This window comes from Bacillus sp. AF23 (assembly GCF_020861455.1).
GTDB classification, from domain to species: Bacteria; Bacillota; Bacilli; order Bacillales; family Bacillaceae; genus Bacillus; species Bacillus halotolerans.
On the sequence record NZ_JAJHVY010000015.1, the window covers coordinates 21101 to 47883 of the forward strand.

The 26783-nt window shown below is 39.3% G+C and carries 27 protein-coding genes and 5 pseudogenes; 21 read left to right on the plus strand and 11 right to left on the minus strand.

The features are described from left to right. Window positions 1–737: 737 nt before the first annotated feature. Window positions 738–1034 carry a sodium:solute symporter family transporter gene (locus LNN34_RS05720; RefSeq protein ID WP_229043067.1) on the plus strand — a complete coding sequence of 99 codons (297 nt, stop codon included), beginning with the start codon at window positions 738–740 and terminating at the stop codon, window positions 1032–1034. 17 nt (window positions 1035–1051) lie between these two features. Continuing rightward, window positions 1052–1128: pseudogene (locus LNN34_RS05725) on the plus strand (lipoprotein); the annotation flags it as partial. 338 nt (window positions 1129–1466) lie between these two features. Here LNN34_RS05725 and desR read toward each other — a convergent pair. The 5 genes from desR to LNN34_RS05750 all read right to left on the minus strand — a co-directional run bounded on the left by desR (window position 1467) and on the right by LNN34_RS05750 (window position 6038). Then, a complete protein-coding gene (gene desR, locus LNN34_RS05730; RefSeq protein ID WP_229042963.1) occupies window positions 1467–2066 on the minus strand; it encodes a two-component system response regulator DesR in 600 nt (199 codons plus the stop codon). Window positions 2067–2084: 18 nt separating this feature from the next. After that, window positions 2085–3197, minus strand: a complete 1113-nt coding sequence (locus LNN34_RS05735) for a sensor histidine kinase (protein ID WP_044155565.1) — start codon at window positions 3195–3197, stop codon at window positions 2085–2087. Between the two features lie 119 nt (window positions 3198–3316). Beyond that, window positions 3317–4375 carry a fatty acid desaturase DesE gene (gene desE, locus LNN34_RS05740; RefSeq protein WP_044155570.1) on the minus strand — a complete coding sequence of 353 codons (1059 nt, stop codon included), beginning with the start codon at window positions 4373–4375 and terminating at the stop codon, window positions 3317–3319. A gap of 121 nt (window positions 4376–4496) precedes the next feature. After that, complete coding sequence (locus LNN34_RS05745; RefSeq protein WP_215510434.1) at window positions 4497–5474, minus strand: S66 family peptidase; 978 nt, start codon at window positions 5472–5474, stop codon at window positions 4497–4499. 66 nt (window positions 5475–5540) lie between these two features. Beyond that, entirely contained in the window at window positions 5541–6038 is a 498-nt protein-coding gene (locus tag LNN34_RS05750) for a hypothetical protein (protein ID WP_024121710.1), read from the minus strand. 170 nt (window positions 6039–6208) lie between these two features. On the opposite strand from LNN34_RS05750, the gene LNN34_RS05755 reads away from it, so the two are divergent. Together LNN34_RS05755 and LNN34_RS05760 are read left to right on the plus strand one after the other, a co-directional pair. Further along, entirely contained in the window at window positions 6209–6991 is a 783-nt protein-coding gene (locus LNN34_RS05755) for a VLRF1 family aeRF1-type release factor (RefSeq protein ID WP_099043026.1), read from the plus strand. A 137-nt stretch (window positions 6992–7128) separates the two neighbouring features. Continuing rightward, the gene (locus tag LNN34_RS05760; RefSeq protein WP_003231280.1) at window positions 7129–7665 is read left to right on the plus strand and encodes a DUF420 domain-containing protein; all 537 of its coding nucleotides are present in this window, start codon (window positions 7129–7131) and stop codon (window positions 7663–7665) included. Between the two features lie 92 nt (window positions 7666–7757). On the opposite strand, the gene LNN34_RS05765 is transcribed toward LNN34_RS05760, so the two are convergent. Next, window positions 7758–8432, minus strand: coding sequence for a lysozyme family protein (locus tag LNN34_RS05765; protein ID WP_024121708.1), 675 nt, complete (start codon window positions 8430–8432; stop codon window positions 7758–7760). 191 nt (window positions 8433–8623) lie between these two features. Between LNN34_RS05765 and czrA the strand changes: the two genes are divergently transcribed. Then, a complete protein-coding gene (gene czrA / locus LNN34_RS05770) occupies window positions 8624–8956 on the plus strand; it encodes a Zn(II)-responsive metalloregulatory transcriptional repressor CzrA (protein WP_024121707.1) in 333 nt (110 codons plus the stop codon). A gap of 30 nt (window positions 8957–8986) precedes the next feature. Here czrA and csk22 read toward each other — a convergent pair whose 3' ends face one another. Then, window positions 8987–9529, minus strand: coding sequence for a mother cell-specific sporulation protein Csk22 (csk22, locus tag LNN34_RS05775; protein WP_229042964.1), 543 nt, complete (start codon window positions 9527–9529; stop codon window positions 8987–8989). Between the two features lie 206 nt (window positions 9530–9735). Here csk22 and LNN34_RS05780 point away from each other — a divergent pair, with 206 nt between their 5' ends. The 7 genes from LNN34_RS05780 (at window position 9736) to csaA (ending at window position 14519) form a co-directional block, all read left to right on the plus strand. Then, the gene (locus tag LNN34_RS05780) at window positions 9736–10674 is read left to right on the plus strand and encodes a helix-turn-helix transcriptional regulator (protein WP_229042965.1); all 939 of its coding nucleotides are present in this window, start codon (window positions 9736–9738) and stop codon (window positions 10672–10674) included. A gap of 53 nt (window positions 10675–10727) precedes the next feature. Continuing rightward, window positions 10728–11213, plus strand: coding sequence for a GyrI-like domain-containing protein (locus tag LNN34_RS05785; protein WP_229042966.1), 486 nt, complete (start codon window positions 10728–10730; stop codon window positions 11211–11213). A gap of 75 nt (window positions 11214–11288) precedes the next feature. Then, window positions 11289–11993 carry an MBL fold metallo-hydrolase gene (locus tag LNN34_RS05790; RefSeq protein WP_069487360.1) on the plus strand — a complete coding sequence of 235 codons (705 nt, stop codon included), beginning with the start codon at window positions 11289–11291 and terminating at the stop codon, window positions 11991–11993. Window positions 11994–11995: 2 nt separating this feature from the next. After that, the gene (locus tag LNN34_RS05795; RefSeq protein ID WP_059293262.1) at window positions 11996–12571 is read left to right on the plus strand and encodes a TetR/AcrR family transcriptional regulator; all 576 of its coding nucleotides are present in this window, start codon (window positions 11996–11998) and stop codon (window positions 12569–12571) included. 78 nt (window positions 12572–12649) lie between these two features. Continuing rightward, window positions 12650–13402: a GNAT family N-acetyltransferase gene (locus LNN34_RS05800; RefSeq protein ID WP_059293261.1), complete on the plus strand. Its 753-nt coding sequence runs from the start codon at window positions 12650–12652 to the stop codon at window positions 13400–13402. After that, window positions 13402–14124 (plus strand): AraC family transcriptional regulator, encoded by a 723-nt coding sequence (locus LNN34_RS05805; RefSeq protein WP_044155585.1) that lies wholly within the window; start codon window positions 13402–13404, stop codon window positions 14122–14124. The genes LNN34_RS05800 and LNN34_RS05805 overlap by 1 nt, the downstream gene beginning before the upstream one ends. Window positions 14125–14186: 62 nt before the next feature. Continuing rightward, the gene (csaA, locus tag LNN34_RS05810; RefSeq protein ID WP_044155587.1) at window positions 14187–14519 is read left to right on the plus strand and encodes a chaperone CsaA; all 333 of its coding nucleotides are present in this window, start codon (window positions 14187–14189) and stop codon (window positions 14517–14519) included. A 705-nt stretch (window positions 14520–15224) separates the two neighbouring features. Here csaA and LNN34_RS05815 read toward each other — a convergent pair. After that, window positions 15225–15572: a winged helix-turn-helix transcriptional regulator gene (locus tag LNN34_RS05815; RefSeq protein ID WP_044155588.1), complete on the minus strand. Its 348-nt coding sequence runs from the start codon at window positions 15570–15572 to the stop codon at window positions 15225–15227. Window positions 15573–15740: 168 nt separating this feature from the next. Here LNN34_RS05815 and LNN34_RS05820 point away from each other — a divergent pair, with 168 nt between their 5' ends. The 4 genes and pseudogenes from LNN34_RS05820 to LNN34_RS05835 form a co-directional block, all read left to right on the plus strand. Further along, window positions 15741–16487 carry an SDR family NAD(P)-dependent oxidoreductase gene (locus tag LNN34_RS05820; RefSeq protein ID WP_151296604.1) on the plus strand — a complete coding sequence of 249 codons (747 nt, stop codon included), beginning with the start codon at window positions 15741–15743 and terminating at the stop codon, window positions 16485–16487. 193 nt (window positions 16488–16680) lie between these two features. Further along, window positions 16681–17135: pseudogene (locus LNN34_RS05825) on the plus strand (IS3 family transposase). 204 nt (window positions 17136–17339) lie between these two features. Further along, complete coding sequence (gene ppsA / locus LNN34_RS05830; protein ID WP_229042967.1) at window positions 17340–19943, plus strand: phosphoenolpyruvate synthase; 2604 nt, start codon at window positions 17340–17342, stop codon at window positions 19941–19943. Between the two features lie 299 nt (window positions 19944–20242). Then, window positions 20243–21121 (plus strand): annotated as a pseudogene (locus LNN34_RS05835) (DNA polymerase thumb domain-containing protein); the annotation flags it as partial. A gap of 28 nt (window positions 21122–21149) precedes the next feature. Here the strand turns inward: LNN34_RS05835 and LNN34_RS05840 are convergent. The 3 genes from LNN34_RS05840 to LNN34_RS05855 form a co-directional block, all read right to left on the minus strand. Further along, window positions 21150–21293, minus strand: coding sequence for a hypothetical protein (locus LNN34_RS05840; protein ID WP_229042968.1), 144 nt, complete (start codon window positions 21291–21293; stop codon window positions 21150–21152). Continuing rightward, window positions 21283–22413 carry a tetratricopeptide repeat protein gene (locus tag LNN34_RS05845; RefSeq protein WP_229042969.1) on the minus strand — a complete coding sequence of 377 codons (1131 nt, stop codon included), beginning with the start codon at window positions 22411–22413 and terminating at the stop codon, window positions 21283–21285. The genes LNN34_RS05840 and LNN34_RS05845 overlap by 11 nt, the downstream gene beginning before the upstream one ends. A 502-nt stretch (window positions 22414–22915) precedes the next feature. Further along, entirely contained in the window at window positions 22916–23176 is a 261-nt protein-coding gene (locus LNN34_RS05855) for a hypothetical protein (protein ID WP_082687961.1), read from the minus strand. 130 nt (window positions 23177–23306) lie between these two features. Here LNN34_RS05855 and LNN34_RS22055 point away from each other — a divergent pair. The 5 genes and pseudogenes from LNN34_RS22055 (at window position 23307) to LNN34_RS05875 (ending at window position 26715) form a co-directional block, all read left to right on the plus strand. Beyond that, a pseudogene (locus LNN34_RS22055) lies at window positions 23307–23809 on the plus strand (hypothetical protein). Between the two features lie 622 nt (window positions 23810–24431). After that, window positions 24432–24700 (plus strand): annotated as a pseudogene (locus tag LNN34_RS05860) (hypothetical protein). 107 nt (window positions 24701–24807) lie between these two features. After that, window positions 24808–25215 (plus strand): UPF0715 family protein, encoded by a 408-nt coding sequence (locus tag LNN34_RS05865; RefSeq protein ID WP_215510438.1) that lies wholly within the window; start codon window positions 24808–24810, stop codon window positions 25213–25215. Between the two features lie 81 nt (window positions 25216–25296). Next, window positions 25297–25830: a GNAT family N-acetyltransferase gene (locus LNN34_RS05870; RefSeq protein ID WP_215510439.1), complete on the plus strand. Its 534-nt coding sequence runs from the start codon at window positions 25297–25299 to the stop codon at window positions 25828–25830. A 372-nt stretch (window positions 25831–26202) separates the two neighbouring features. Beyond that, window positions 26203–26715, plus strand: a complete 513-nt coding sequence (locus LNN34_RS05875; RefSeq protein WP_044155603.1) for a GNAT family N-acetyltransferase — start codon at window positions 26203–26205, stop codon at window positions 26713–26715. Window positions 26716–26783: the final 68 nt, after the last annotated feature.

Below are 26783 nucleotides of genomic sequence, written 5' to 3' on the forward strand. Positions count from 1 at the left end.
CGTTCATACTCTAACCTTATTTCTTAGGGGAGGAGCCTCACTGTTTTATATATTGAAAGCTCTCTTTTATAACGAATTTATCAACTGAGCTGATGGCCGGGTTAAATGGACAAAGCTACGCGGGCTCTATGACAGCATGTCTTGGGAAGCAAGTGCGCCGCCCGCGTTACTTAAAAACAGGAGTCATGGCGATACCTGATTTTTTGGAGCAGCGATTTGATCATAGGTTATGCTGTTTCATTCCAGCAACAATGCTGTATTCAAGGCTCTTGTCTTCCGCTTTACGGAGACGTTTGGCATCAGCACGTTCATGATGGTTTAGCTGATTTCCTTCATTATTGCGTAACGACTGCTACATTTTTTGGGGGGCTGATAGCAGCTGCTTTTAGCAGATGTGATATACGGAATTGATTTAATTTTAGACGATTTTTTTTTTGTGGTTCTCGGCGTTCTTGCAGTCGAAGATGGCAGCTTTGAGAGCGGAATTGCAAGACTGACTGCATAACATAAAATCGATATTTGTAATTCGGCAGATGTATCCTGGCCGACGATTTTAACAGGTTTATTAGTTGAATCACCTGTATTTATGAACATGCAATTTGTTTAGCGTGCGTTAGGCGCTAAACATTCAGATGAAGGACAGGGGCTTTTTTAGCAGGTTTTTAAACTGATCGGAGTGTATTATATAGTAGTTCCGGGAGTGACTGCCTTTTCATTTGTATGGCTTCGGAATAGAGATGCTGCCACTGTATACCCTCGAGATCGTCGACTTATTGCCAGCGTCGCTTAATGGTGTTTTTGCCGCTATTTTATTCAGGGTGATTTTAAGCTCTTTCAGTGGGGCTGTAAACAGTACAGTTACCTCGTTTACATTAAATATATACAAGCCAATGTTCAAGCCAGATGATGGTGAAGGTGAAATTGTCAAATCAGGGCGCATTTTTGTTGCAGCCCTCGGGATTGTATCCATGTCATCGCACCATTTGTTTTATACGCGCCATAGAGCTATACAGCTATCATCAAGAGGTGGATGATATGCCAATGAACAATGAACGGCGAAAATGACGCCTTGGTTTATCAAAGAAAACACCAGACTATGAAGAAGTGAAGGGGCAAGAAACTAAATAGAGGAGTAGATCATGTGTTTACTCCTCTTTTGTTCTGTCTATGAAAGATTCGTGTGATATGCCTTCCAGTATACAATCTTCAAGAGGTGATCAGGTTCTTTAATGTCCTCGTGGTTTCTTTACGAAAAGAGTACCGGCATTTGCTGCGGTTCCTAAATTGAATACAAGCCTGATTATGACCCGCAGGTTGATATTACACCATGGAAGCACGTCAAGATGGCGTCATGCGTCATGTGATGTGTTATTTTCATTCTTGGAGCGGCAACATATCTCCTGTTTTCAGCGTGGGGAGTAGCAGATGAACAAAAGAGGATCTTGGACATATGCCAAGATCCTCTTTTACTTAAACCACCCTTTTTCCTTTGAACGCGTAATGGCTTCTATACGGTTTTTCACTTCAAGTTTTTCTAGAATCATAGAGATATAATTTCGCACCGTCCCGCTTTTAATGCTGAGTTCTTGGGCGATTTCTTTTGTGTTTTTTCCGTCAGCCACAAGTTTGAGCACTTCTTTTTCTCTATCTGTGAGAGGGTTGGCCTCGCTATACATATCCTCCATCAGCTCAGGTGCGTAGATACGCTTTCCGTTCATGACGCTTCGGATGGCGCTCGCGAGCTCTTCACTCGGACTGTCCTTCAACAAATAGCCTTTAACGCCGGCTTTAATGGCTCTCTGAAAGTAGCCGGGGCGGGCAAAAGTGGTTAAGATAATAATTTTGCAATCTGTATCCTTTAATTCCTCAGCAGCTTCAAGCCCCGTCTTTCCGGGCATTTCAATGTCCATAATGCATACATCGGGCTGATGTTTTTTTGCGAATTCGACAGCATCCTGTCCGGTTGTTCCTTTGCCGACAACTTTCATATCGTCTTCTAAGTTTAATAGTGACCCTAAAGCGCCCAGCAGCATTTGCTGATCTTCCGCAATAAATATACTAATCATGTAAGCCATCCTTTTTGTTTATTTTGAGTTATTAGGAATCGTCATGGTAAGCTTGGTTCCGTTTTTGGTGTCGATGTGAAGGCTCCCGTTTGCAAATTCAAGACGCTCTCTCATACCGAGTAAGCCATGTCCTTTTGAAAAGCACGTGTCTCTTCCTTGAAATGTTCCATCGTCAGACACTGTAATAACAACTTCCTTCCAGAGCTCCTGAATATCAACTCGGCATGTTTTAGCCTGACTGTGTTTCACGACATTTGTGACAGCTTCCTTTAAGCACATGCTCAAAATGTTTTCATTAAGCAATGAGATATTTTCGGGCATTTTCTCATCTTCGTAGATAAATGTAATGTCAGCTGCTTCGAGAATTTGTTTGATGTTTATGATTTCATCCTTGAGCCGGATGCCTTTCATAGAGGATACGATTTTTCTTACTTCATTTAAAGAAGTTCTCGCTGTTTGCTGAACACTTTTCAGCTCACGCGTTGCTTGTTCAGGATCTTTGTATATTAATTTTCTCGCCAAGTCGCTTTTTAAACCGATAAGAGAAAGCTTTTGACCAAGCGTATCGTGGAGATCGCGGGCAATTCGCTGCCTTTCTTCTAATTTTACCAAATCGGCAATCCGTTCATTTGCAAATTCAAGTTTTTCTTCCAGCCGTTCGCGCTCCTTGCGGCTTCTGATACTGAACGGCAATAAAATTGCACTGATGAGGGTAATGACTACAAAAGGAATTTGTGTCAGAAAGAATTCCTTTTTTAACACAAGACTGAAATTCGCTGCGACGGCTGCGCTTATTAAATGTACGTAATATAAAATGTGGAAAGGGACGCGTTCTTTTATGTTTCCAATAAAATACGCGATAAAAAAAGCAAAATAAATATAACTGAACAGCGTAATGGAGGCTGTTGAAATGCCGATTAGCAGAAACGCCCACAAATAAATGGCCCAGCCTTTTGAGACAAAAGCAAATCGATAAACTGAAAAAAATAAAAGCGTCAAAATAATTCCGACGATAATAACAACTGTAGAAGTTGATTTAAATATAAAGTAGAAGGGCAGGATGAAAAATATCGTCCATATATAAGGCGTGATCCCGCTTAGTTTTTGAAATGTAAAATGCTTTTTGATCATGATATAACCTCATTTTCAGCTTTTCATCTTAAATGTAACTTTACCATTGTGAAAGCCAGATTGCACCACCGAACAATAAAAAGGAAGCCTTCTTGTTGTATAAGAAGACCTCCTAATTGTCAGGCGTTCTTCCGCAGCTTCTGTTTTTCTGTTGAATCAGGCGGAAGGCGGAAAGATATTTGTTTGATATCCCGAAATGACACAAATTGTTTTTTGTCTTCATCCCAAAGCCGGAATGCGAGTGATTGCAGGCTTGTTTTTAAGGTGATTGTCGGTACGTTTTTTAATGGTTCGTGATGTTCATGAGCAACTTCAAGCTTATAGTTGGGGACCTTTGGGCTCAAATGGTGAACGTGGTGGTAACCGATATTGCCTGTCAGCCATTGAAGGAGTTTCGGGAGTTTATAAAATGAACTGCCTTCCACAGCGGCCTGAACGTAGCTCCAGTTTTCATCTGCTTCAAAATAAGAGTCTTCAAATGTATGCTGTACATAAAACAGCCACACGCCGATTGAACCTGAGATCAGAAAGATAGGGCCTTGCACCAGCAAAAACGATTGCCAGCCAAAGATCAGGCAGCAAACAGCAGCCAATGACACAATTGCCAGGTTTGTAAGGTACGTGTTCACACGCTCCTTACGTCTTGCGCCTTTTTTGTTAAAACGGTTGGTGATCAGAAAAACATAAATTGGTCCGAGAATAAACATGATAAACGGATTTCTATAAAGTCTGTATGCAAGTTTTGTGCGTCTAGGTGCGGCTTTATATTCGTTTACCGTTAACAGCCAGATGTCGCCTGTTCCGCGTTTATCCAGATTGCTGCTGGTCGCGTGATGAATCGAATGGCTGTGCTGCCATTGAAGGTAAGGGAATAAAGTCAGAACACCTGTCAGAAAACCGAGAATATGGTTATAGCGCTTTTGTTTGAAAAATGATTGATGGCAGCAGTCATGAAAGATAATGAAAATTCTGGTTAAAAACCCTGCGGCAATCACTGTTAAAGCTAAAGTAAGAAGATAGGAGACATTGAGGCTGAAATAAGCAAGAAACCACAGTCCGAAGAAAGGAATAAACGTGTTTAAAAGCTGAATCAGACTGTTTTTTGTTTCTGGCTGAGCAAAAGCAGCGACTTGCTTTGTCAGCAGTTTTTGTTTATGGGCAATGGTTTTTTCAGTCATAGTAAGTATCCTCTCATTGTGTGTCTCGGTTAAGTATACGCTAATGAGAGGAGTCCTTTGTAGTAGCACACATCATGCATCATACATGACACTTGTCATATGCCCTCGTGCAGTAAGCTGTTTAATGCTTGTCGATCCATATTCGTGATTTGCCCGAATCAGCTTCAATCCTGCATGTTCCCCCTATAGGGAACGTGGCAATTGGAGAGGTATGCCCGGCATTTATGTTTGCGATGACGGGGAGGCCGGATAATTCTTTTTTTGATCTAATCATGGCTTTTACATGATCTATTGATACGTTTGATGCTTTTTGGAACCTGCCGATCAATATCCCCTTTACATTTGAAAAAGAAGGGAGGTGGATGAGCGATTGTAAATCGCGGTCAAACATATTTGCGTCTGACATATAATCATCTTCAATCAGTAAAATTGTATTTTCTGTTTCAGGAAAATACTCCGTGCCCTGCAGCAAATTAAGTGTACACAGGTTGCCGCCAATCAATGTGCCTTCAGCATAACCATCCTGGATCACAATAGGACCGGAATGAGGGTGAAAGTGCCTGTTTTCTTGATCTGAAAACCATTGATCATCACTCCACTCTTGTGATGGCAGGATTTCAAAGGCTTCATCCGAAGCGCAGCAAGCCAGAAAATAATCTTTTATATAGTCCAATCCTTTTTTCATTGCAAATGTAGAAAAGTGGGGGCCTGAATATGTAACGAGACCGGTTTTTTGATAAATGGCATTGGCGAGAGCCGTAATATCGGAATAGCCGCAAAGAATTTTTGGATTCTGTTTGATTTTCTCGTAATCAAGATAACGCAGCAGCTGATTGCTGTTGAATCCGCCGAGTGTTGTTAAAATAGCTTTGACATTGGGATCAAAAAAGGCGCTGTGCAGATCACTTACTCTTGATTCGATAGAGGATGACTGGAATTCGTTTAATTCCTCTGCGTGTTCAGCAATGGTCACCCGAAAACCCAATCGTTCTAATGTCGTTTTTGCGTGCAACTTTGCTTCATTTGTTAATACGGACATGCTGGTGGCGGGAGACACAATTCGAATTTCGTCTCCCGGTTTCAGTTTGGGTGCAAACACTCTTCAGGTCCTCCTAAACAGTTTTACACCATTACAGCATATCTCGGCATATTCTTCCAGACTTTTTTAGAAATCCGTCCATTTAATGCTTCCTGATTGTGTATCGTAGTCAATGGATACTTCAAATTGATGCTTTTCATAAAAATGAATGAGTCTGTCCACATGATTCCAATCCCGTTTGGCTATATCGCCGGTGACTTTCGGGATATTGCAGTCTCTGGCAATATCTTTTAAATATTTCATACAAATAGAACCGAAGCCGTAATTCGGAGGTCCTTTAATATCCCCAATATGAATGGCATCGTCCTGATAGGATGCTACAAGCGAAAAGCAGCTTTTCCCTCTATAAGCTGTTTCACAATCTGTGAGCATAATCTTGCATGTTTGGCCATCATCAATCGAGGAAACAATCATCCAATCTTCATCTTTCGATTGATCAATACCAAGCACTCTGGCATCTTTCGATAGATCCTTTATATTTTCCTGCATGCGATAAATTTGAAATTCTAAATGATTCAGCTCTTCTTCAAGCTCTTGGCGGTTTTTTTCCTTAGTGGTAATCAAAATCAAACCCCTTTCAAAAAATAGTTAGAAACACAGTAACCAATTGTAGTAGATAGAAGAGGCGTTTGTAAATGATAAATCCATAATTGCTAGAATTTAGTGCAAGGAAGGTTTGATTGGTTTTAAGAGAGGAAAAAGAAAAGTAATCCGTTGCAAAAGGAGGAATATGAATGCCGATTGATTCATTGATTAAGAAATTGCGTTATGTCCAATTGGAACCCCCGGACAAAATTCTCTCGTTATATCTCAACACAGATATGAGGGATCCAGAGCAGCAAGGGGGAGAATGGAAAATTGCCCTTAAGTCAGGGTTCGGCAGATTAAAAGAATATCTGGCAGCAAGTGACCCGGAGGAAGAAAAGTGTCTGAATGCAATCACGGACAAAATCTATCAGCACCTTAACGGAATAGGAAAAAACATGCCGCGCAGCCTCGTGTTTTTTGTTTCGAATAGCGGTATATGGGAAGCGATCAGGCTTCAAATTCCTGTTGAAACAAAATTTTACTGGGAAGAGACAGCTGTACTTGATCAGCTGGAGAATTTGCGCAAAACGTATCCAAGCACGGCTTTTATTTTAACGCAGCAAAATGAAGTGAAAATTATAGAAACCGTTTTAGGCAAAATTGAAGCAGTGGAACATTATGAATATGACGTAATCAATGAATCATGGGAGAGCAGCCAGTCTTTTAAAACCGCATCGGCTTCATTAGAAGAGGAACAGCTGAAGAATCATGTAACGGAGAATCAAACGAGACTGTACAAGCGGCTGGCGGCCAACCTCGACCAAAAGGCCGCGGCAAAAAAATGGGAGCGGATGATCATTGCCGGTGATAAAGAAACGGCTGACATCCTTGATCAGCATATGACCAAACCCATTCACTCGAAAATCCAAAAAAATTTGCTGAATGAAAATGAACATAAGGTTGTTGATCATTTAATGCAAGAGGCATAAACCAAAAGGCTGGTGCTTTTAATGCACCGGCCTTCTGAAGTGTGTCTAATTTCTGACGAAGCCATCGAAAACGTTGACATCTCTGTTGAATTTGCATACGATTTGGATAGCCAGTACAAATTAGGAGAGGTCACCAAATGAATCAAACAGAAAATAAACCGAAAAATTATACTGGAATTGTCCTTACACTGACAGTTCTGATTAACGGTTTAATCGCAGTGCTGTTTTTTATGCCTAAATTAGATCAGTTCAGCCATGCGAATATTCACATTTTGCCGATGCTGAATGCGATATTCAACAGCTTTACGTTTATCTTCTTATTGGCGGCACTGATTATGATTAAACAAAAAAACATTAAGGCGCATAAACGCTTTATTTTAGCAGCTTTTACGACAACATTATTGTTTTTGATTTGCTATGTCACATACCATTCGATTGCGGAGAATACGCTGTATGGCGGAGAAGGTATTATGCGTCCGATTTACTTCTTTATCTTAATTACGCATATCTGCCTTTCTGCAATCATCGTGCCGCTTGCGCTGTTTACGCTGATCAGAGGCTTCAGCATGCAGGTTGAGCGCCATAAAAAAATTGCCAGATGGACAATGCCGCTTTGGCTGTATGTCAGCCTTACAGGCGTTATTGTATATTTGATGATATCACCGTATTATTAAAAGCCATACTTTGTATGGCTTTTTTGAGGTTTGTAAGCATAACAAAAGCCCAAATATCGTTTTGGGCTTTGTCAGTAAATTGACAGGCTCCTTTAATGAGCCGTTGATTCCATGGTTTCAAGTGTTGCAACTTGTAAAGATTTTTCAACAGTTTTCGTTTTTTCTTTTACTTTTTCCGCGTACGTGTAATCACCGTAGCAATACGGATAACGGAAATTGTTTTCATTTCCTCCGCAAGTATAGAGCCCGGGATTTTTTTCGACTTGCTGCTCGGAGTATTGTTTTGCCAGTTCCTCAGTATGCGTTCCTCCATGTTCAGCTACAAAATCAATATAACCTGCCCCCATGTTGTAGCTTTGAATAATCGTATCCAAATCCACACCTTTTTCTTTACCGGTTTTGTACATGAGGGTAAATTGCTTGATGCCTTGTTTAATACTGAGTTGAGGGTCTGTTATCTCATTACGCTTTAACCCTAGAGATTCAGAGGACTGCATCGGATCATTGCCTTTTCCTTTTGACTCCTGATACATCATGCCGAGTATCAGCGATGTATAATTGGAGAGTCCCCGATTTTCAAGCTCGTCCTCAACCAGCGGTTTATAATCAGTTAAACGTTCGAGGACAATTGTTTTCGTGTCAATCGGAAGTTTTTTGATTAAATCGCGGTTGAACAAAAGCAGGACCAATAAAAAAGAGGCCATGACAAAGACAGAAATCATCATAAAACCCGCAGCAGCGAAACAGCCTTTTCTCTTTTTCTTCACTGTGTTTCACCCTCAATGTTTGCAGCAGTATGACTTTTTCATTATGACACAGAACGTATACCAGACCAAGTGAAAACCTGATTTGAAACATAAATTTAAACTATGAGATTAAATTGGAACAAGAAGAGACAGGTTTGCATGAAAGGACATTTGTTATAAGATAAAACTATGAAATAAGAAAGGTGAGACACATGACTGAATTTCGAGAAACGGACCGTGCGAATGAAACGGTGACCGATTTGGACGAAGAAACTTTATTTCTGGTCGCACAAACCTTCAAAGCGCTTTCTGATCCTACGAGAATCAGAATTCTCCATTTGCTTTCTCAGGGTGAACATGCTGTGAACGGGATCGCGGAGAAACTGAATTTACTGCAATCAACAGTATCCCATCAGCTCAGGTTTTTAAAAAATCTACGGCTCGTGAAATCGCGCAGAGAAGGAACATCAATCTACTATTCTCCCGAGGATGAGCATGTTTTAGATGTGCTTCAGCAAATGATCCATCATACAAGACACGATTAAAAAAGACATCCTTGCTGCCGCATGTCGCGATTACGCAAGGATGTCTTTTTCTTTACTGTGCCCATTTTGTTCCATCCCGTTTCTGCTGATTTTGATGACAATAGAGGAAAAACCGATATAATATACGGCGATCAGAAAACAGACGCCAATCGTGAAAGGATCAGTACCGATAGACTGGCTGTAAGATCCCAGGCTGTGTAAATCAGGAGCGGCAAGGTACAGCTCTGTTACACGATAAAGAAATCTCGATAGAAATAGGGTTAGCAGAATAAGCTCTACCCAAATATGAGTCCGAAAATAAATTTTTCCTCTGCGTTTTTCAAATGAGAGATTTTTCCTGGCGAAAAAAACCAGCAGACCTCCGCCGAGAATGCCGATAATGAAATATCCGTATAAAAAAGGATGAATGAGACTGAAGATGGTGAGACCGAATGCAAACATTGAAAAAAGAATCATACGAGTAAAAAGCCAGCGAGGCTTCAGCGGCTGATATCCGATGGATCGTTTGATTTTTTTATACAGAAAAAAGACGATAATCACGACAGGATAAACGCTTTGAAGTGTAAGATGCATGATGTGATATCCCCTCCGTTGAGAAGTGTATGCTTATCCGTTTTGAATTAGTAGTCTAAATAAACAATGACCATAAAAAAAGAAGGGGAGGCCCCTGTTTTCATAACATATGCACGATGCCTTTAGGCTGCATAATAGATATGCCCAAGCCTCATAAAATGGTATGATAATATTGGAAAATAAAAGCAGGAGACAAGGTGCGAAAAATGAAACTGGAACGTATGTTAGCGATGGTGATGTTATTAATCAGCAAAAAACAAGTGCAGGCTGCTGAGCTAGCTGATTTGTTTGAAGTATCAGTCAGAACGGTGTACCGAGATATTGATACGATCAGCAGAGCGGGCATTCCGATTGTAACCTCACAAGGCGCCGGGGGCGGGATCAGTGTGATGGAAAGGTATCGGCTTGAAAGAGAGTGGCTGAAAGAAGAGGAGCTATTTGCTATTGCTTCCGCTTTGCAGAGCGTCTCATCGATGTATGAACCCGCTTCTCACAGCGCGGCATATCAAAAAATAAAACATCTCATACCTGACCAGGACGCAGAGGCATTTAAGCGTGAAACGGAAAAATGGTTTATTGACATGACGGCATGGGGACAAACAGAGGACCAAAAGGCGCTTCGACAAAACATCAGTGATGCAATCGATCGGTCGTCAACCATATCATTTACATATACAAACGCAAACGGGGAAACACTTCTCCGTGAAACAGAGCCTTACACGTTGGTGTGCAAGACAGGCCGCTGGTATTTATACGCCTACTGTCTGGTTAGAAACGATTTCCGCTTTTTTAAATTAAGCCGGATGAAAGATCTGACTGTTTTACAGCAATCATATAAGAGAAAAGACATACAGCTGGAGACTCTGCCTTGGGATGCGAATTGGTATCGAAAGGATCGTTTAACTGAGCTGGTCATTCTTGTCCAGGCCGGTGCGCATCAGCGTATAAGTGAATGGTTTGGAAATGATGTCCTTCTATTTGATGATAATGAAGCCTGCCGAGCGGTGATATCTCTGCCTGAGGATCAATGGCTGATCGGTTTCTTGCTGCAATTTGGCAAGGATATTGAGGTCCTGGAACCCCTTCATATCCGGGAAAAGGTAAAAGAAACGATTTTTCATATGCAAAAAATATATGAAACCTGACACAATGCTGTCAGGTTTCTTCTTTTATAATCTAGGTAAAAAGGAGGTATCATATGAGCTATTCACATATGACACATATAGAACAGAAGCGCTTTTCAGGGCTGTCACAAAGAACAAGCAATGCATTGGAAATGACGGAAAAAAGACAAATCCCGCTCTTATGGAATCGATTTTGGCAGCAGGATACGAGCGTGTTACTTCCGCCTAATAAAAAAGATCAGAGCATTATCGCTTTATACTCTCATTACGAACAGCAGGAGAAAGGGTTTTACACATTTTCTGTCGGCGCTTTTACCGAGCATAGCGACATGCTTCCGAAACCTTATGAGGATATATATTTACCGGCTTCCGCTTATGCTGTTTTCACTTCAAGAATCGGTCCTATTGAAGACATTGTACTCGACACATGGAAGGAAATCTGGTCTTGGGACAAGCGCCATTTGCGTACGTTTTCTGGAGACTTTGAGCAATATGATCAAAGTGCGCTTTCACCGCAGCGGGCGCAGGTTAAAATATTTGTCGCCATAAACTTGGTATAACACTCTTGAAAAACTAATGGTATTAGTTAATAATAAAACTAACACCATTAGTTTTTTATTCAGGAGGAGTATCATATGAGAATCATTCAGAATCAAACTGTGCGGCAGCTTACGTTTTATCCGACATTATTTCCGGTCAATTGTTATCTTGTAGAGGAAGAAAATGAAGTAACCTTAATTGATACTGGTCTTCCGAACAGCTATAAAGGGATTATCCAAGCAGTGAATCAGCTTGGAAAACCGTTACAACACATTTTATTGACTCATGCGCACGGTGATCATGTCGGTTCGCTGGATGCACTGTCCCAAGCTTTCCCTCATGCAAAGGTTGTCATATCCGAGCGTGATTCATTTTTGTTAAAAGGTGATGTTTCTTTGCGAAAAGATGAACCGCAGACGCCTATAAAAGGAGGAATTCCAAAAAATATCAAAACAAAGCCTGACGTTTTGCTGGCGGGTGGTGAAACAATCGGTTCTCTCCTTGCGATTTCAAGCCCAGGTCATACCCCGGGAAGCATGTCGTTTCTGGACACAAGAAACGGAATTGTAATAGCTGGGGATGCATTTCAATTACGCGGGGGAATAGCCGTCTCAGGCCAGATGAGATGGTCATTTCCTTTTCCTGCCTTCGCCACGTGGAATAAGGAGGCTGCTGTAAGAAGCGCGGAATGGCTTGTTGACAAGGCGCCGAGCTGTCTCGCGGTCGGACATGGGAATTTCCTTGCTTCACCAGAACAATTGATGAAATTAGCAATTCAAAAAGCAAAGAAGGGGGTCTGACCATGTCACCGAGAGCAGGATTGCATCAAAAGATGATTATAGAGGCGGCGGCAGAGATTGCTGATCAGGAAGGAATAAACGGCGTGACGCTAGCCGCACTCTCTAAAAAAATGAATGTGCGGCCCCCGTCTCTGTATAATCACATAAGCGGGCTGCAGGGAATCAGAACAGAGCTTGCCGTTAGCGGTTTGACAAGGCTTTTTGATCAGATGGCTGATTCCGTCAAAGAACAGAAGGGGGAGTCCGCCTTGCTATCTTTAGGCGATGCATATGTTGGGTTTGCAGTTGAAAATCCGGGTTATTATGAAGCGACTTTGCTTAAAATTCAAGATGAAAGAGCTGAAAGCCTGTCAAACCAGATTGTCCGTCTTGTCACGAAACTGCTTATTGACAGCGGTTATGCAAACGAACAGACTGTGATCCATGCAACAAGAGGGCTGCGAAGCTTGCTGCACGGATTCGCGACTTTAATCGGAAAAGAAGCGTTTGAATTAAAGGAAGACATTTCAGACAGCTTAGCATTTTCAATTCGATTATTTCTATCGGGTCTGTTAATAAACAATAAAAGTATTATGTAAACTAAATAATATATGTCTTATATTTCTGAATATTGTATAATAAATCATGCAGTATATATAAGGGAGAGGCAAGAGGCTATGCATGATATTTACAAAATTGAGCAATTAGCGGCAGCATCATGGCCGTCTTATATTCAAAAAAGAATGGGGAAATGGCTTCTCAGAGCGAATTTTGGCGTAACCAAACGGGCGAACAGCGTATGGACATCGGCGGACATGCCAGAAGGAGATTACCAAAAAGAGATCGAGCATTTCTATAAAAGTTTAGGTCTGCCCGTTTGTGTTCAAATCAGTGACGCATCTCCGGAAGGACTGGATGATGCGCTGGCAGACAGCGGATATGAAAAGATTGATGAATGTTTTCAAATGACAGCAACATGCTGCGATATTTTAGATCGTACTTTTGACAACAGCCGATTTACATATAAGTGGGAGCGGGAGTCATCGTCTTCATGGATTGATGATTTTATCCGATTGGAAGCATTTTCACCCGAACGGCATTGCGGCTATACAAGCATTTTCAAACGAATGCAGCCGTGTAAAACCTTTTTCACTATGTATGACCAAGGCAGCCTGACAGCAGTGGGCACGGCTTCCGTTATCGATGGCTATGGCGGACTCAGCAACGTTGTAGTAGCAAAGGAACATAGAGGAAAAGGGGCAGGGACCCAAGTCATCAGGGCTCTGACTGAATGGTCAATGAACAATGGAGCTAAGTATATGTACTTGCAAGTGATGAAAGAAAACACAGCCGCCGTTTCTTTGTATGAAAAAATCGGGTTCTCGCCTATATCGGAACACCATTACCGGATCAAAAAGGAGGATGGCTGATGAATTCGCTTCAAGAGATTATCTGTGAAAAACGGACATATACACGCCTTTATTCCTCACATAAGCACGCATACAGCCAATTTCTTTTTCCCCTTGAAGGGAATATCGATCTTGAAACAGAGGATCGGCAGGTCAAATTAAAGCCGGATCAATTTTTATATATTCCGCCAGAGTGCGAGCATCGGTTCCGCTCTATTGGCAGAAATGAATGTCTTGTGCTGGATGTGCCGCTTCAGGCGATGAAAATTGAGGAGCATCATGCAGCCGCAGGGATTGAAGCTGCAATCGATCCTTTTTGGTCTTCGATCAGGCACTTATTAATAGAGGAAGCACACACACGCTCAGCGCACACGCTCCACCTGCTTGTTCAATACATAAAAGAAAAACTGCAAACCCATACTCATGCGTCAATCGCATACATCCATAGCCATTTGTCTGAGCCGCTGACAATACAAAAGCTGGCGAAAATTGAACATTATCACCCAGCTTACTATTCAAGCTGGTTTAAGAAACAGACCGGTAAGTCCCCTCAAGTCTATATAGCTGACCTCCGTCTTGAGGAAGCGAAACGGATGCTGATTGAGAAAAATGTTACGCTGACTGTCGTGAGTCAATCGCTCGGTTTTCAAAACCTTTCTTCTTTTACAAGATGGTTTGCAAAAAGTACAGGTGTATCGCCCCGAATGTACCGGAATACCTTTCATTCAGATAAAAAAAGATGAGCTTTTGGTTAAACATTTAGCTGGTGTCTCTTTTAAAATAGTAAGAAAAAGGAGATATAATGATGGCTGTAATTGAAGATTTTGAAAAACTGGATATCAGAACTGGCACCATTATCAAAGCGGAAGAGTTCCCTGAAGCAAGAGTCCCGGCGATTAAACTGTTCATTGATTTTGGAGAAGAAATCGGCATTAAACAATCAAGCGCGCAAATCACAAAGCGCTATTGCTCAGAAGAACTGGCCAACACACAAATTATCGCTGTCGTGAACTTCCCGCCGCGCCGAATTGCAGGTTTTAAATCCGAAGTCTTAGTCCTCGGCGGCATTCCCGGCCAAGGCGATGTCGTCCTGCTTCAGCCTGAACAACCATTACCAAACGGAACAAAAATCGGATAACACAAAAAAGACGTTTGCCTAAGAGGCAAACGTCTTTGCGTATTGAGGCGATGCACCACACGCCACATTCGTGTGTGCCGCAAAGGGCATGTACATCGGCTTACACAATTCAGCTCATCGCTATATGAATATAGCATGACGGATGAGGAAATGCAAGGAGTACTTTGTTATTTTATGTTTGAATTTGCTGTGAAAATATGAAATGAAGAGAGATAGGGTAGATTACTGTACAATGATTAGTTTGTATTGGATGATTTGAAACCGGTAAAAGTCATTTTATGACCTGAGTGTGACCCCCACTGTGACCAGAAGTGTACATGTAAGAGTTGTCATAAACATAGTTAAATCAATAAAAACGTACTAAATAATTAGGTGAATACAGGGGAGTAGTGTGACCTGGATTTTTAATTCAGGTCTTTTTTTATGCACAAGAAAATGCCTATCTAGAGATCATAGGCATTAAATATTATTATCAATATCTTCATTTATTTTTTGGCTAAGTTTCTGAACCTTCTCTTACATTTGAAACAGCTCTTTTTTGAATTTCATCAAAGTTCTCCTGAATATAGTCCATGACACTTCTTATTAGAACTTCACTTTCAAAATTGAATATCTCATTTATTTTTGACTGTTCTTCATCTGTTAGGTGATGGTATTGAAGTTGTTTAGCATTTACTTCAGCAGCTACATCAATCCTAACTTTAGTTATTCTGGTTGTACAATTTCATATTCACCTTCTGCATACTCTTGCTCCGCATAATGGCCTCCCCATTGACAGAGCTCCTGCAAGATAGGTTTAAGAGATTCTCCAAGTTCAGTGGATGAATATTCAACCTTCGGCGGTACTTGATTATACATCTTTCTGCTCACAAGTCCACTGGCTTCAAGCTCTCTAAGTGTTTGAATCAGCATTTTCTGAGTTATATTTGGGATAATGCGCTTTAATTCACTCGTTCTCTTTGGTCCATTCATTAAAAAGTATAATACAAGGCCTTTCCATTTTCCGCCAATAACTTCCTTTGTCACTTCGAACCCACAGCTAAATTTTTTCATGTCTAACGCTCTCCATTCCACATTTATTACTTTTTAGTTACTATATCACAAAAAAGTGGGTACTTCCGATAATGTGCTTACTGAAGGATACTATATCTTGTAAGTTGTTCTTCAAGTACTTAAAGGTACTAGATATAAAATAAAATTAATTCTAAAGGAGTGTTAAGTATGGGTAAATTTGAAGGTAAAATAGCGCTTGTAACGGGTGGAACAAGTGGGATTGGTCTTGCTACAGCACAAAAATTTGTAAACGAAGGTGCATATGTTTATATCACGGGACGTAGACAAAACGAACTTGATAAAGCTGTTAACCAAATTGGCAAGAACGTAACCGGTGTTCAAGGTGATATTTCTAAGCTTGAAGACTTAGACAAACTATATGACATTATAAAGCAGGAAAAAGGTAAGCTGGACATTCTTTTTGCTAATGCAGGCACCGGCAACTTCCTTCCATTAGGTGAAATTACTGAAGAGCAGGTTGATAGAACGTTCGACATTAACGTTAAAGGAACCATCTTTACTGTTCAAAAAGCGTTATCACTATTCCCGGACAAAGTAGGTTCTATTATTGTAACGGGCTCTACTGCTGGATCAATTGGCAACCCAGCGTTTAGTGTATATGGAGCATCAAAAGCAGCATTAAGGGCACTAGTTCGCAACTGGATTCTTGACCTAAAAGGTACTGAAATCCGTGTAAATGTGGTTAGTCCAGGAGTTATTCTTACACCTGCATACGATGAGCTTTTTGGTGATGCACTTGAAGGAGCAATGGAAAATACCAGAAATACTGTTCCAGCTGGAAAAGTTGGGACACCTGAAGAAGTAGCAAACGCTGTATCTTTCCTTGCTTCAGACGAAAGCAGTTACTTGACGGGTGTTGAATTGTTCGTAGATGGCGGGCTAGCACAGGTATAATTTAACTGCGCAGAGATTACAAATAGTCCCCAAAAAAGGTTAATGGGGATTTACTTGAAGAAGTCGTATAAAAAAGTCGTTTTCCTTAAAGGACAGGGGGGACTGACCCCATAAGATGAGACAAATAAAAAACACCTTCAAGTTTGAAAACGGATGATTGTTAGCCGAAATTAGACTTGGAGGTGTTTTTTGCATGGGAACAAGAGTGAGTTATTCGATTGAAGTCAAACAGAAGGCTGTAGAAATGAGATTGGCAGGCGTGCCTATGAAAGAGATCGTGCAGGAATTGAATATCAAGAATAAGACGCAGGTTCAGACATGGGTTAGATGGCATAAGGCTGGGGATACACATCGATTCGAACAGCCTGTTGGAAAGCAATACACTTATTATGAGTATCAGAAAGCTGTTAAAACAAAAGGCATTACCAAGAGCATGTCCCGCAAAGGGACGCCCGCTGATAATGCCTCCATCGAATCGTTTCATTCCTCACTAAAGTCTGAAACGTTCTATCTTAACAGCATTGATCGAACCACACCGCCATCGTAGAACGCACTGTCAAAGAATACATTTATTATTATAACAACATTCGTATTCAAACGAAACTAAACAGCCAATCACCGATAAGCTATCGGCAATTGGCTGTATAAAAGGTGTTTTGATCCCTGTCTCAAAAACGGGGGTCAGTCCCAAATAGCCCAGGTTCTTTTTATATTGCACAATAATAGACACGGTGATATAATCAGATTACGTGTGCTTTCTGTATAAAAAGTTATAGATATCCATCTTATATTTTCAATATATCATACTGAAAAGCTCTTTGTCAATTATTATTTTTGAAGGGGAGATGTAGAATGAGTTCTTTGGTTCTTGGTTTTCATGAAATTGAAAAAACACAGCATTTGCTTGTTGGAGGAAAAGGGTTTAATTTAGGGGAATTATCAAAAATTCAAGGTCTACAAGTACCAGAAGGATTTTGTGTCACAACAGTAGGATATCAAAAAGCCATCGAACAAAACGAAACGTTACAAGTGTTGTTGGATCAATTGGCCATGCTAAAAGTTGAGGATCGAGAACAAATTGGTAAAATCAGCAGAAAGATTCGACAAATCATTATGGAAGTAGAAATTCCTTCCGATGTTGTGAAAGCAGTTGCTCACTATCTCTCCCAGTTTGGCGAGGAACATGCCTATGCCGTGCGTTCGAGTGCGACTGCTGAAGATTTACCACATGCCTCTTTTGCCGGTCAGCAAGATACCTATTTAAATATTATCGGCAGAGAAGCGATCTTGCTGCATATCAGCAAATGCTGGGCTTCCCTATTTACGGATCGCGCGGTAATCTACCGCATGCAAAATGGATTCGACCATACCCAAGTTTATTTATCTGTTATCATTCAAAGGATGGTTTTCTCACAGACTTCGGGGATTTTATTTACCGCTGATCCAATCACTTCCAACAGAAAGGTGTTATCCATCGATGCCGGTTTTGGACTTGGTGAAGCACTGGTCTCTGGCTTGGTATCTGCCGATTGTTATAAAGTACAGGATGGGCAAATCGTCGATAAGATGATAGCAACCAAAAAATTGGCTATCTATGGACGAAAAGAAGGAGGAACAGAAACACAGCAGATCGATCCTACTCAGCAAAAGACTCAAACACTGACTGATGAACAAATTCTACAACTGGCACGCATCGGGAGACAGATCGAAGCCCACTTTGGTTGCCCGCAAGATATCGAATGGTGTTTGGTTGACGATACTTTTTATATTGTCCAGAGTCGTCCAATCACAACTTTATACCCCATCCCTGAAGCGAGCGATCAAGAAAATCACGTCTATATCTCTGTTGGTCATCAACAAATGATGACGGATCCCATAAAACCATTGGGATTGTCTTTTTTTCTGTTGACGACTTCTGCACCCATGCATAAAGCTGGTGGAAGGTTATTTGTTGATGTCACACATAATCTGGCATCACCTGACAGCAGAGAATTTTTATTAAATGGCATGGGACAACACGATCCGCTCTTAAAAGACGCACTTATGACCACAATTGAGCGACGAGATTTCATTAAGTCGATACCAAATGATAAAACAGCAACGATTCCCAACCGAAGTAATAATACAGATATGCTGTCACAATTCGAGAACGATCCGACAATCGTTTCTAATTTGATTAAGCGAAGTCAAACATCGATAGAAGAGTTAAAACAAAACATCCAAACGAAATCGGGATCGGATTTGTTTGATTTTATTCTCGAAGATATCCAGCAATTAAAGAAGATCTTATTTGACCCACAAAGTTCAGCTGTGTTTATGGCTGCTATAAATGCTACATCATGGATTAACGAAAAAATGAACGAGTGGTTAGGCGAAAAAAACGCAGCAGATACGCTTTCTCAATCTGTACCTCATAATATTACTTCAGAAATGGGTCTTGCGCTATTGGACGTCGCAGACGTGATCCGTCCTTATCCAGAAGTAATTGCTTATTTACAGCATGTAAAAAATGATCACTTTTTGGATGAGCTGGTTGAGTTTGAAAATGGACAGAAAATCCAAGACGCTATCCATGCTTATCTCAACAAATACGGGATGCGATGTGCCGGAGAAATTGATATTACAAGAACTCGGTGGAGCGAAAAACCAACTACACTTGTCCCAATGATTCTTAATAATATCAAAAACTTTGAGCCTAATGCCAGCCATCGGAAATTTGAGCAAGGGCGACAGGAGGCTTTGAAGAAAGAACAAGAGTTATTAGATCGATTGAAGCAATTACCGGATGGTGAACAAAAAGCCAAAGAAACCAAACGAATGATCGACATAATCCGGAATTTCATCGGTTATCGGGAATATCCAAAATACGGCATGGTTAATCGCTACTTCGTTTATAAGCAGGCTTTACTGAAAGAAGCCGAACAACTCGTAAATGTGGGCGTTATTCATGAAAAAGAAGATATATACTATCTCACTTTTGAAGAACTTCACGAAGTCGTACGCACAAATAATCTGAATTACCAAATCATAAGCAAACGAAAAGACGAGTATAAATTATATGAAAAACTATCTCCACCACGTGTTATCACGTCTGATGGTGAAATCATGACAGGCGAGTACAAACGAGAAAATCTCCCAGCTGGAGCGATTGTAGGTCTCCCTGTTTCCTCCGGAGTTATAGAGGGGCGAGCACGTGTCATCTTAAACATGGAAGATGCTGATCTAGAAGCTGGAGATATATTAATCACTTCCTTTACTGACCCTAGCTGGACACCATTGTTTGTATCCATAAAAGGCCTAGTCACCGAAGTTGGTGGACTGATGACCCATGGAGCAGTGATAGCGCGTGAATATGGCTTACCTGCAGTTGTTGGAGTTGAAAATGCTACCAGACTAATCAAAGACGGGCAACGAATTCGTGTGAATGGAACAGAAGGGTACATTGAAATATTGTAATGGCTTATCAATTGAGATCTTGTTATAATGGACGACCTTAAATGGATAAAAGAACGGTTATACTGTTCATTCTTTTATCTCTTGAGCAGAGATAAGGACACTTAGTGAATGTTGAATATTTGATGGTTTGCTACACACATTGAGGCCATAGCTATTCTTCGACAAGATTAGAGAGTCGATGAAATATAAAAAAATGAAAAAAATAATACTCTAACAATAAGCAAAGCCGGATCCCCATAGAGTGGGGATCCGGCTTTTTTATGTAATAATTGCTTATCGTGGGAAATCCGCATTGCAGGAAGGAAGATCCTGAAGACATGGTCAAAGCAATTCAAAGCAGCATGTGGAGAGAATTTGGCCAATGTGCACAGTAGGCATTGGAGATAACATGTTACTCAGTAAGCTTGCGCTTGACCTGGAGAGTAAGAAAACAAAGAGTGGTATTGCACGTTGGAGATATGAAGATGTACCAAATAAACTCTGGAAGGTTCACCCGTTGTCTAAAATGTGGGGAATAGGAGGGAGGATGGAAAGAAATCTGAATCGGATGGGAATATCAACTGTAGGTCAGTTGGCTATATTTCCTTTAGAGCTGCTTGAAAAGAAGTTTGGAATAATGGGAAACCAGTTGTACTACCTCTCACGGAATTGATTTATCAGAAATAGGTGCTCAGTTGATGCAAGGTCAGATTAGTTTTGGTAAGAGTCAAATTTTAATGAGGGATTACACAAGAAAAGAAGAGATTAAAGCTGTTCTTCTGGAGATTTGTGAGGAAGTCGCAAGAAGGGCACGTGCACATAATAAAGTTGGTCGAACAATTAGCCTGGGAATTGGTTACAGTAAAGATGAGTTTTGCGTTGGTTTTCATCGATCCAAAACAATTGATCTCCCCACAAATATCACAATGGACATTTATGAATGTTGCTTGATGCGCTTTTATAAGTTTTACTCGGGTAAAACAGTGAGTAATATCTCAGTCACGCTATCAAATATTGAGGGTGATGTTAATCAGCAGGTTAGTTTATTTGAAGTGGATAATAAAAAGAAGAAAGCTTGGATTCGTTATGGATGGAATTAGAGCAAATACGGATCGAAAGCGATTCTAAGAGCAGTTTCTTATACACCTGCAGGGACAGCACTTCACAGAGCTGGGCTAACAGGTGGACATAAGAGTTAAAACCCTTCTCATTGAGAAGGGTTAAACATTAAACAAAAAACTTGGTTGGTTGAATAGAAGTAATGTTCCTTTTAGCTTCATGGAATTCTTGGTCATTCGAGGATGAAAAGCCACTAAACACTGCTAATCCAACGAAAACTGAAAAGGTGGCTAATGCAAGTTTAAATTTCATATAAACACTCTCCTCTTTGTATTTGGATTCGGGCATCCACCATGACGTCAAAAAAGGTGGTTGAGTTTTCAAATTGCCCTATCTCCTTACAATAATTAGCCGTGTCGAGTGCTAATTCCTCTAAATCTGGATACATAACATTATCTTTAAGCATAGAAAAAGTTCGGAAAACTGTGCGTTTATCTATAGAGTCGATATATAAAGCCTTTAAGTAATTAAACTCAGCAACTAAGACATCATCGTTTATGGCTTGTGCTCTCTCGATTCCTTTTTTATAAAGAATCAAGGCTTTTTCAATATCCTTCATTTTGAAGTAAATTTGTGTCAGTGTAAATAACGTGTGAGGGAGAAGATCACTTTTATCGTTTTCGTACAATGAGACTGCTTGATCAATATATTCAGCAGCTTTGTCATACTCTTTCATTTTATAATAACAGTTCCCCAAATTATATAATGATGCCCCAATTAGTTTGTGTTTGTTTATGGCTTTTGAGTCTTTTAGGGCTCTCTGAAGATGGGGAACTGCTTTTTCATGACTTTCCAGATCATCAAAGTTGCCTGCTACAACAAATGCACATTGTATTCGGCGAACAGTATAAGTTTTTTGGTCTTTATAAATGTTAAGGGCTGCTTCAGCATAGTGCATTGATACATGGGTTTGTTTCATGTGATAATACACTTCAGCCATTTTGAAATAAAACTCAGCTCGTTCAATTTCATCTGTTACTAAAGCGAGCTTTTTCTCAGCCATTTTATATGACCTTATTGCATTTATATAATCCTTCTTATCAAATTCATACATTCCTCTAAAGAAATTGCAGTAGTATTCCAGGACACCTTTAAGCTTTGTTTGGCTGCTTTCGATCTTTTCTAATAAGTCTGAAATTTTAGGGCGTGCTTCATTCAATGACTTAGGTTCAAGGTAATCCAGCATTAGCTGATGACGAAAACACATTAGAGAATAATACAGCAATAAGTCTTGATCTTCCTTCATATGTTTTATTTCTTCTTCAACCTCTGCTTTTAATATCTCAGCATCTGGAACGGCGAACATCCGTATGTATTTATACCACTCATTGATTTTAACTCCAACCGTGGATGACGGAATTAATTGCTCCATTGAAATCCCTCCCTCTATGTATCCAATAGACTAAATATGTAATATTTTATCATATTTAAGTGTTTAAGGAAGATTAACGTTTTCTTAAAAAGCGAAAAAAATACCCTCCTCGATTAAGAGAAGGGTAGGGGTTTTATCTCGGTAAATCAAAATCCATTGCTTGTTCACTATCAGAAATACCTTGAGAGTTGTCGGGTCAACAATGATTCCCATTGCAGTTAAAAAAGTTAGAAGTGCATTAAATTTCTCTGTCAAATTGTCACCCAATATCTTCAAGTCGTATATCGTACACAATCCCAGTGCTTATATTGCATCTAAGGGTTAATCAGTCGAGATCATTGAGGAATCAAAATATGGCCAAGTGATTGTTATTATTCAGCGCAACAGAAAAGAAGGGACCAGCAAAAGTAAATATTACGTTTGATATCATACATAAAAGATCACATAGGAAGAAACACCTTGCTTAAAACAAGAAAAAGGAGCTAAAAAGCCCCTTATAAGTTTAAACAACTTTTGTATAAATAGCCTTATAAAATCCTATTGAGTAATCAAAATAAAAATTTGTAAGAGTATAAGTATAACCATTGTATTCAAGAGAAGGCTTGAAGTTTGGTATGGGACTAAGCTGATATATGGTGTCGTACTCATATTCATCATTTTTCACAACAACTTCAGATGATACATTCGTTGCCAAGGCAGGAACAGCGGATATTAGCATGCCGAATGTTAAAGCAGAACTCAATAAAATTTTCCGAGGGTTCAATTATATCAACTCCATTTACATATTATTCATTTATTATGTAATATCTGGAGTTTGTTTGGAAGTGAATGAAGGATCATAAAAGCCTATTTATTTTCAAAATCGTGGTTTTAAACAAATTAGGGGGAAACGAATGAATCACGATATTCAGCTTTTGAAAGACCTCCAAACTGAATTGAAAACACAGGATCATGGCTCTCAAGCTGCACCGTGATTTTGGTCTATAGGAGATTATAAATGGGTTAGGACTTCAGATCATGATGCGGAACGCTATTCTGTTTACATTCCTGAAGATGGCGAATCCTATGAGCTGGAAAGTTATCTAAAGGACATCAAAAAGAATGATGAATTGTCTTCAGAAACGGTGGAAGATATAGAGTGTGAGGCTTCCGCATTAGATTGGATACATGAATATGTAGACAGTGGCGCTGATCTGATCCAGAAACAGAGGTTCATTACATTTATCAAAATACAATGTTTCTAACTAAAGCGGAGGCAAAAGAGAAACAAAATCATTACCACTATACGAAAAAGGTTCATACGTACGCTATGACAGCTTGGAGAGCACCAAAAGTTGAAAGGTTGCTTAAAGTTCTCGAAACGTTTGATTGGAGTTCAATAACGATATCTAAATAAAAGATAGTTTTTATATAGTTGAGCTGTTGAAACGATCGCAATAATAACCAACCTTTGCCAATGGGTCGTCCTTAGCAAGAGACTTATTAAATCGTTCATCTAATGTTATATTGCTTGATGAATTTGATAAAGCTCCTGCAGTATTTCATAGCGCATTTTATAAAATAAGGCATTTTAGTTGATAAACACTATGTAGCAGATATTTCAAAAGCAATCATTATCTGCACTTCTACCTTCTAACTATAAATCTAGAGAAGAAATTAAAAAGTCATGAGGAGAAGCCTTGTATTCCAAGTTTGATCACTTTATTGAATTCGAACTAACATTAAAAGAGGCACCACTAGAATTAATTGAAAAAAGTTATATAAAAATGATACAATTTTTCTCAAAGAAGGAGAAAGAAGTAATGGAAGATGATGTTTTTAAATCTATAATTGACCTAGCGGGCAGTTTAATAATGTAAGAGAAATTGAGCGGGAAACCCAGAAGTTGATGTGTAGTGTTTTAATTAAGGAGCTATAAAAAGCTATTGTTTTTAAATAGAAAGAAAAAGGTTAAGACATTCCTGGGAAAAAGTCTAAATAAAACTACGAATTTAAGAGAAGGGAGACTTGCTATCAATATGAATGTTAAAAATGCTGCAGCTATTTTTTCAATCGCTATTCCAATTATCTGAGCTATCTATTAATTTTTTTATGGGAGTTATTTCAATTCCATGGCAAAGTATGCCGATGTTTTTTCATTATTGCTTTCTCCTATAGGAATGATTTTGGCGTTGGTTTCAATAAAGTCAAATAAACGGTGTGCATATATGGAATAGTCTTAAATGCAATTATGTTTCTATTTCCTTTTTTCTGGTTTATAGGCGGGATTTTGTTATTTGAAGTTTAAAATTTATAATGACGTGAAAATCGATGAAGATCTAGCAATTTGGATAACTGAATAACAATTCTTTTTTAAAGAAAAGATTTGAGCTATATTTTTTGGAGGTTAAAGCTTTGAGTTTTAATAAAAAAAATGTCGCTAGATATAGTCTTACACTAGCGCTCTCATGCATTACATACGGGATTATTATTGGGTTTTATGGTTTTGCTTATTCTAATTTCGAACCTTGGATGCTGATAACAATTTTCATCATACCATTTTATGCATTCATCCCATATACAGTATTTGCTATTCCATTGCAAATATTACTTCGAAAAAAAGTAAAGAAATTTAGTGTGGTGTACTTATTGATTTACATAATCGTAGCGCTAATCGCATTATTCTTGTTCTCCTTAGCCAGTGATCCAACTTATGTGCTTACTGAGGTTCAACATGTGAACTTTTATTATTTGAGTTTTGTAGCAGCGGCGGTGTACTGGTTCTGGGATTCAGTATTTATAAAGAATCAAGAAAAGATTTAATATTACAACGTTCTTAACAAGTATTAAGGCTGTTGAAGAAAAAGCTTATGGCAATTAACTAAAAGAACAGGGGATATGAATATGGAAATCTCAATTAGGCAAGAGCTCACTGAAGAATATCATACGTCTGAAGAAATGATTAAAAGAGCTTTTTCAAATGTAGAATATAGCGACAAGAAAGAACACATACTTGTAAATAAGATTAGAAAATCAGATGCATTCATTCCTGAACTTTCATTAGTTGCATTACATCAAAACAAAGATATCGTAGGTCATATCCTTTTATCTAAAATCCAAATCATAGATGGCGATAATGCAGTCGATTCTTTGGCACTTGCTCCAGTTTCTGTTGCGCCTGAGAACCAGAAAAAAGGAATCGGGAGTCAATTAATTCGTGCTGGGTTAAAAAAAGCAATAGAGCTTGGTTATCGTTCAGTAATTGTTTTAGGACATAAAGATTATTATCCGAAGTTTGGTTTTAAGCCAGCTAGCTTATGGAATATAAAAGCACCCTTTGAGGTGCCTGATGAAGTATTTATGGCTCTGGAATTAGCAAATCATTCTCTTGAAGATGTGCAAGGTGTCGTTCATTATTCAGAAGCTTTTATGGAGTGAAAGCTAGATGATTGATTAGATTTTGATAAAAAAGAGGTTATCCCTAAAATTGTCATTTTGTGGATAGCCTCATTTTTGTGTAAAGAGCTTTAAAAATGAAAAAGAAAGCTGCAAAGGGATATGAATGAAAATAATAAAGGCGCGATTATCGAATCATTAAAGCGGAAAGTCAAGCGATTAGAGCATAAGAGCAGGATTTACGTGACCAATTAAAGGCGTACACAGAAGTCTACAAGAAGATATAGCTGAAACGCCTACCCTTTGTTTGTAAGGGCCCAGATTGTTGTATAAGGATAGTATTTAAAGAGGTTATTATTGTCTTAATATCGAATAAAGATTTAAGTGTAATTATTTTTGATGGGAGATATTTTAATGCATATAACAACAAAAAGGTTATTGATACGTGAATTTGAATTCAAAGATTGGAAAGCTGTATATGAGTATACGTCAGATATGAATGTTATGAAGTATATACCAGAAGGGGTTTTTACTGAAGAAGATGCAAAAACATTTGTAAATAAAAACAAAGGTGATAACGCTGAAAATTTTCCTGTAATACTAAAAGATGAAGATTCTCTTATAGGCCATATTGTTTTTTATAAGTATTTTGGTGAACATACATATGAGATTGGGTGGGTGTTTAATCCGAATTATCAAAATAGAGGGTATGCTTCTGAAGCAGCACAAGCTATCTTGGAATATGGATTTAAAGAAATGAACTTACATAGGATGATAGCTACGTGTCAACCTGAGAATATCCCATCATATCGAGTTATGGAGAAGATTGGAATGAGAAGAGAAGGCTTTTTTAAAAAATGTATTCCTAAAGGCAATGAATGGTGGGATGAATATTATTACGCTATTTTAGAGGAAGAGTGGAATTGAACTATATTGAAGGCAGAAACATTGGCGATACAAACAAAATACCATCTCCTACTTAGAACACTGAAATG

What these genes read in the sequence shown, in the direction of transcription:
- csk22 (WP_229042964.1), bottom strand. Translation starts at nt 9,529, where the DNA reads ATGCATCTTACACTTCAAAGCGTTTATCCTGTCGTGATTATCGTCTTT.
- LNN34_RS05875 (WP_044155603.1), top strand. Translation starts at nt 26,203, where the DNA reads ATGCATATAACAACAAAAAGGTTATTGATACGTGAATTTGAATTCAAA.
- desE (WP_044155570.1), bottom strand. Translation starts at nt 4,375, where the DNA reads ATGACTGAAAAAACCATTGCCCATAAACAAAAACTGCTGACAAAGCAA.
- LNN34_RS05845 (WP_229042969.1), bottom strand. Translation starts at nt 22,413, where the DNA reads ATGGAGCAATTAATTCCGTCATCCACGGTTGGAGTTAAAATCAATGAG.
- ppsA (WP_229042967.1), top strand. Translation starts at nt 17,340, where the DNA reads ATGAGTTCTTTGGTTCTTGGTTTTCATGAAATTGAAAAAACACAGCAT.
- csaA (WP_044155587.1), top strand. Translation starts at nt 14,187, where the DNA reads ATGGCTGTAATTGAAGATTTTGAAAAACTGGATATCAGAACTGGCACC.
- desR (WP_229042963.1), bottom strand. Translation starts at nt 2,066, where the DNA reads ATGATTAGTATATTTATTGCGGAAGATCAGCAAATGCTGCTGGGCGCT.
- czrA (WP_024121707.1), top strand. Translation starts at nt 8,624, where the DNA reads ATGACTGAATTTCGAGAAACGGACCGTGCGAATGAAACGGTGACCGAT.
- LNN34_RS05870 (WP_215510439.1), top strand. Translation starts at nt 25,297, where the DNA reads ATGGAAATCTCAATTAGGCAAGAGCTCACTGAAGAATATCATACGTCT.
- LNN34_RS05735 (WP_044155565.1), bottom strand. Translation starts at nt 3,197, where the DNA reads ATGATCAAAAAGCATTTTACATTTCAAAAACTAAGCGGGATCACGCCT.
- LNN34_RS05785 (WP_229042966.1), top strand. Translation starts at nt 10,728, where the DNA reads ATGAGCTATTCACATATGACACATATAGAACAGAAGCGCTTTTCAGGG.
- LNN34_RS05795 (WP_059293262.1), top strand. Translation starts at nt 11,996, where the DNA reads ATGTCACCGAGAGCAGGATTGCATCAAAAGATGATTATAGAGGCGGCG.
- LNN34_RS05790 (WP_069487360.1), top strand. Translation starts at nt 11,289, where the DNA reads ATGAGAATCATTCAGAATCAAACTGTGCGGCAGCTTACGTTTTATCCG.
- LNN34_RS05840 (WP_229042968.1), bottom strand. Translation starts at nt 21,293, where the DNA reads ATGAAATTTAAACTTGCATTAGCCACCTTTTCAGTTTTCGTTGGATTA.
- LNN34_RS05755 (WP_099043026.1), top strand. Translation starts at nt 6,209, where the DNA reads ATGCCGATTGATTCATTGATTAAGAAATTGCGTTATGTCCAATTGGAA.
- LNN34_RS05720 (WP_229043067.1), top strand. Translation starts at nt 738, where the DNA reads ATGCTGCCACTGTATACCCTCGAGATCGTCGACTTATTGCCAGCGTCG.
- LNN34_RS05805 (WP_044155585.1), top strand. Translation starts at nt 13,402, where the DNA reads ATGAATTCGCTTCAAGAGATTATCTGTGAAAAACGGACATATACACGC.
- LNN34_RS05815 (WP_044155588.1), bottom strand. Translation starts at nt 15,572, where the DNA reads ATGAAAAAATTTAGCTGTGGGTTCGAAGTGACAAAGGAAGTTATTGGC.
- LNN34_RS05780 (WP_229042965.1), top strand. Translation starts at nt 9,736, where the DNA reads ATGAAACTGGAACGTATGTTAGCGATGGTGATGTTATTAATCAGCAAA.
- LNN34_RS05760 (WP_003231280.1), top strand. Translation starts at nt 7,129, where the DNA reads ATGAATCAAACAGAAAATAAACCGAAAAATTATACTGGAATTGTCCTT.
- LNN34_RS05800 (WP_059293261.1), top strand. Translation starts at nt 12,650, where the DNA reads ATGCATGATATTTACAAAATTGAGCAATTAGCGGCAGCATCATGGCCG.
- LNN34_RS05820 (WP_151296604.1), top strand. Translation starts at nt 15,741, where the DNA reads ATGGGTAAATTTGAAGGTAAAATAGCGCTTGTAACGGGTGGAACAAGT.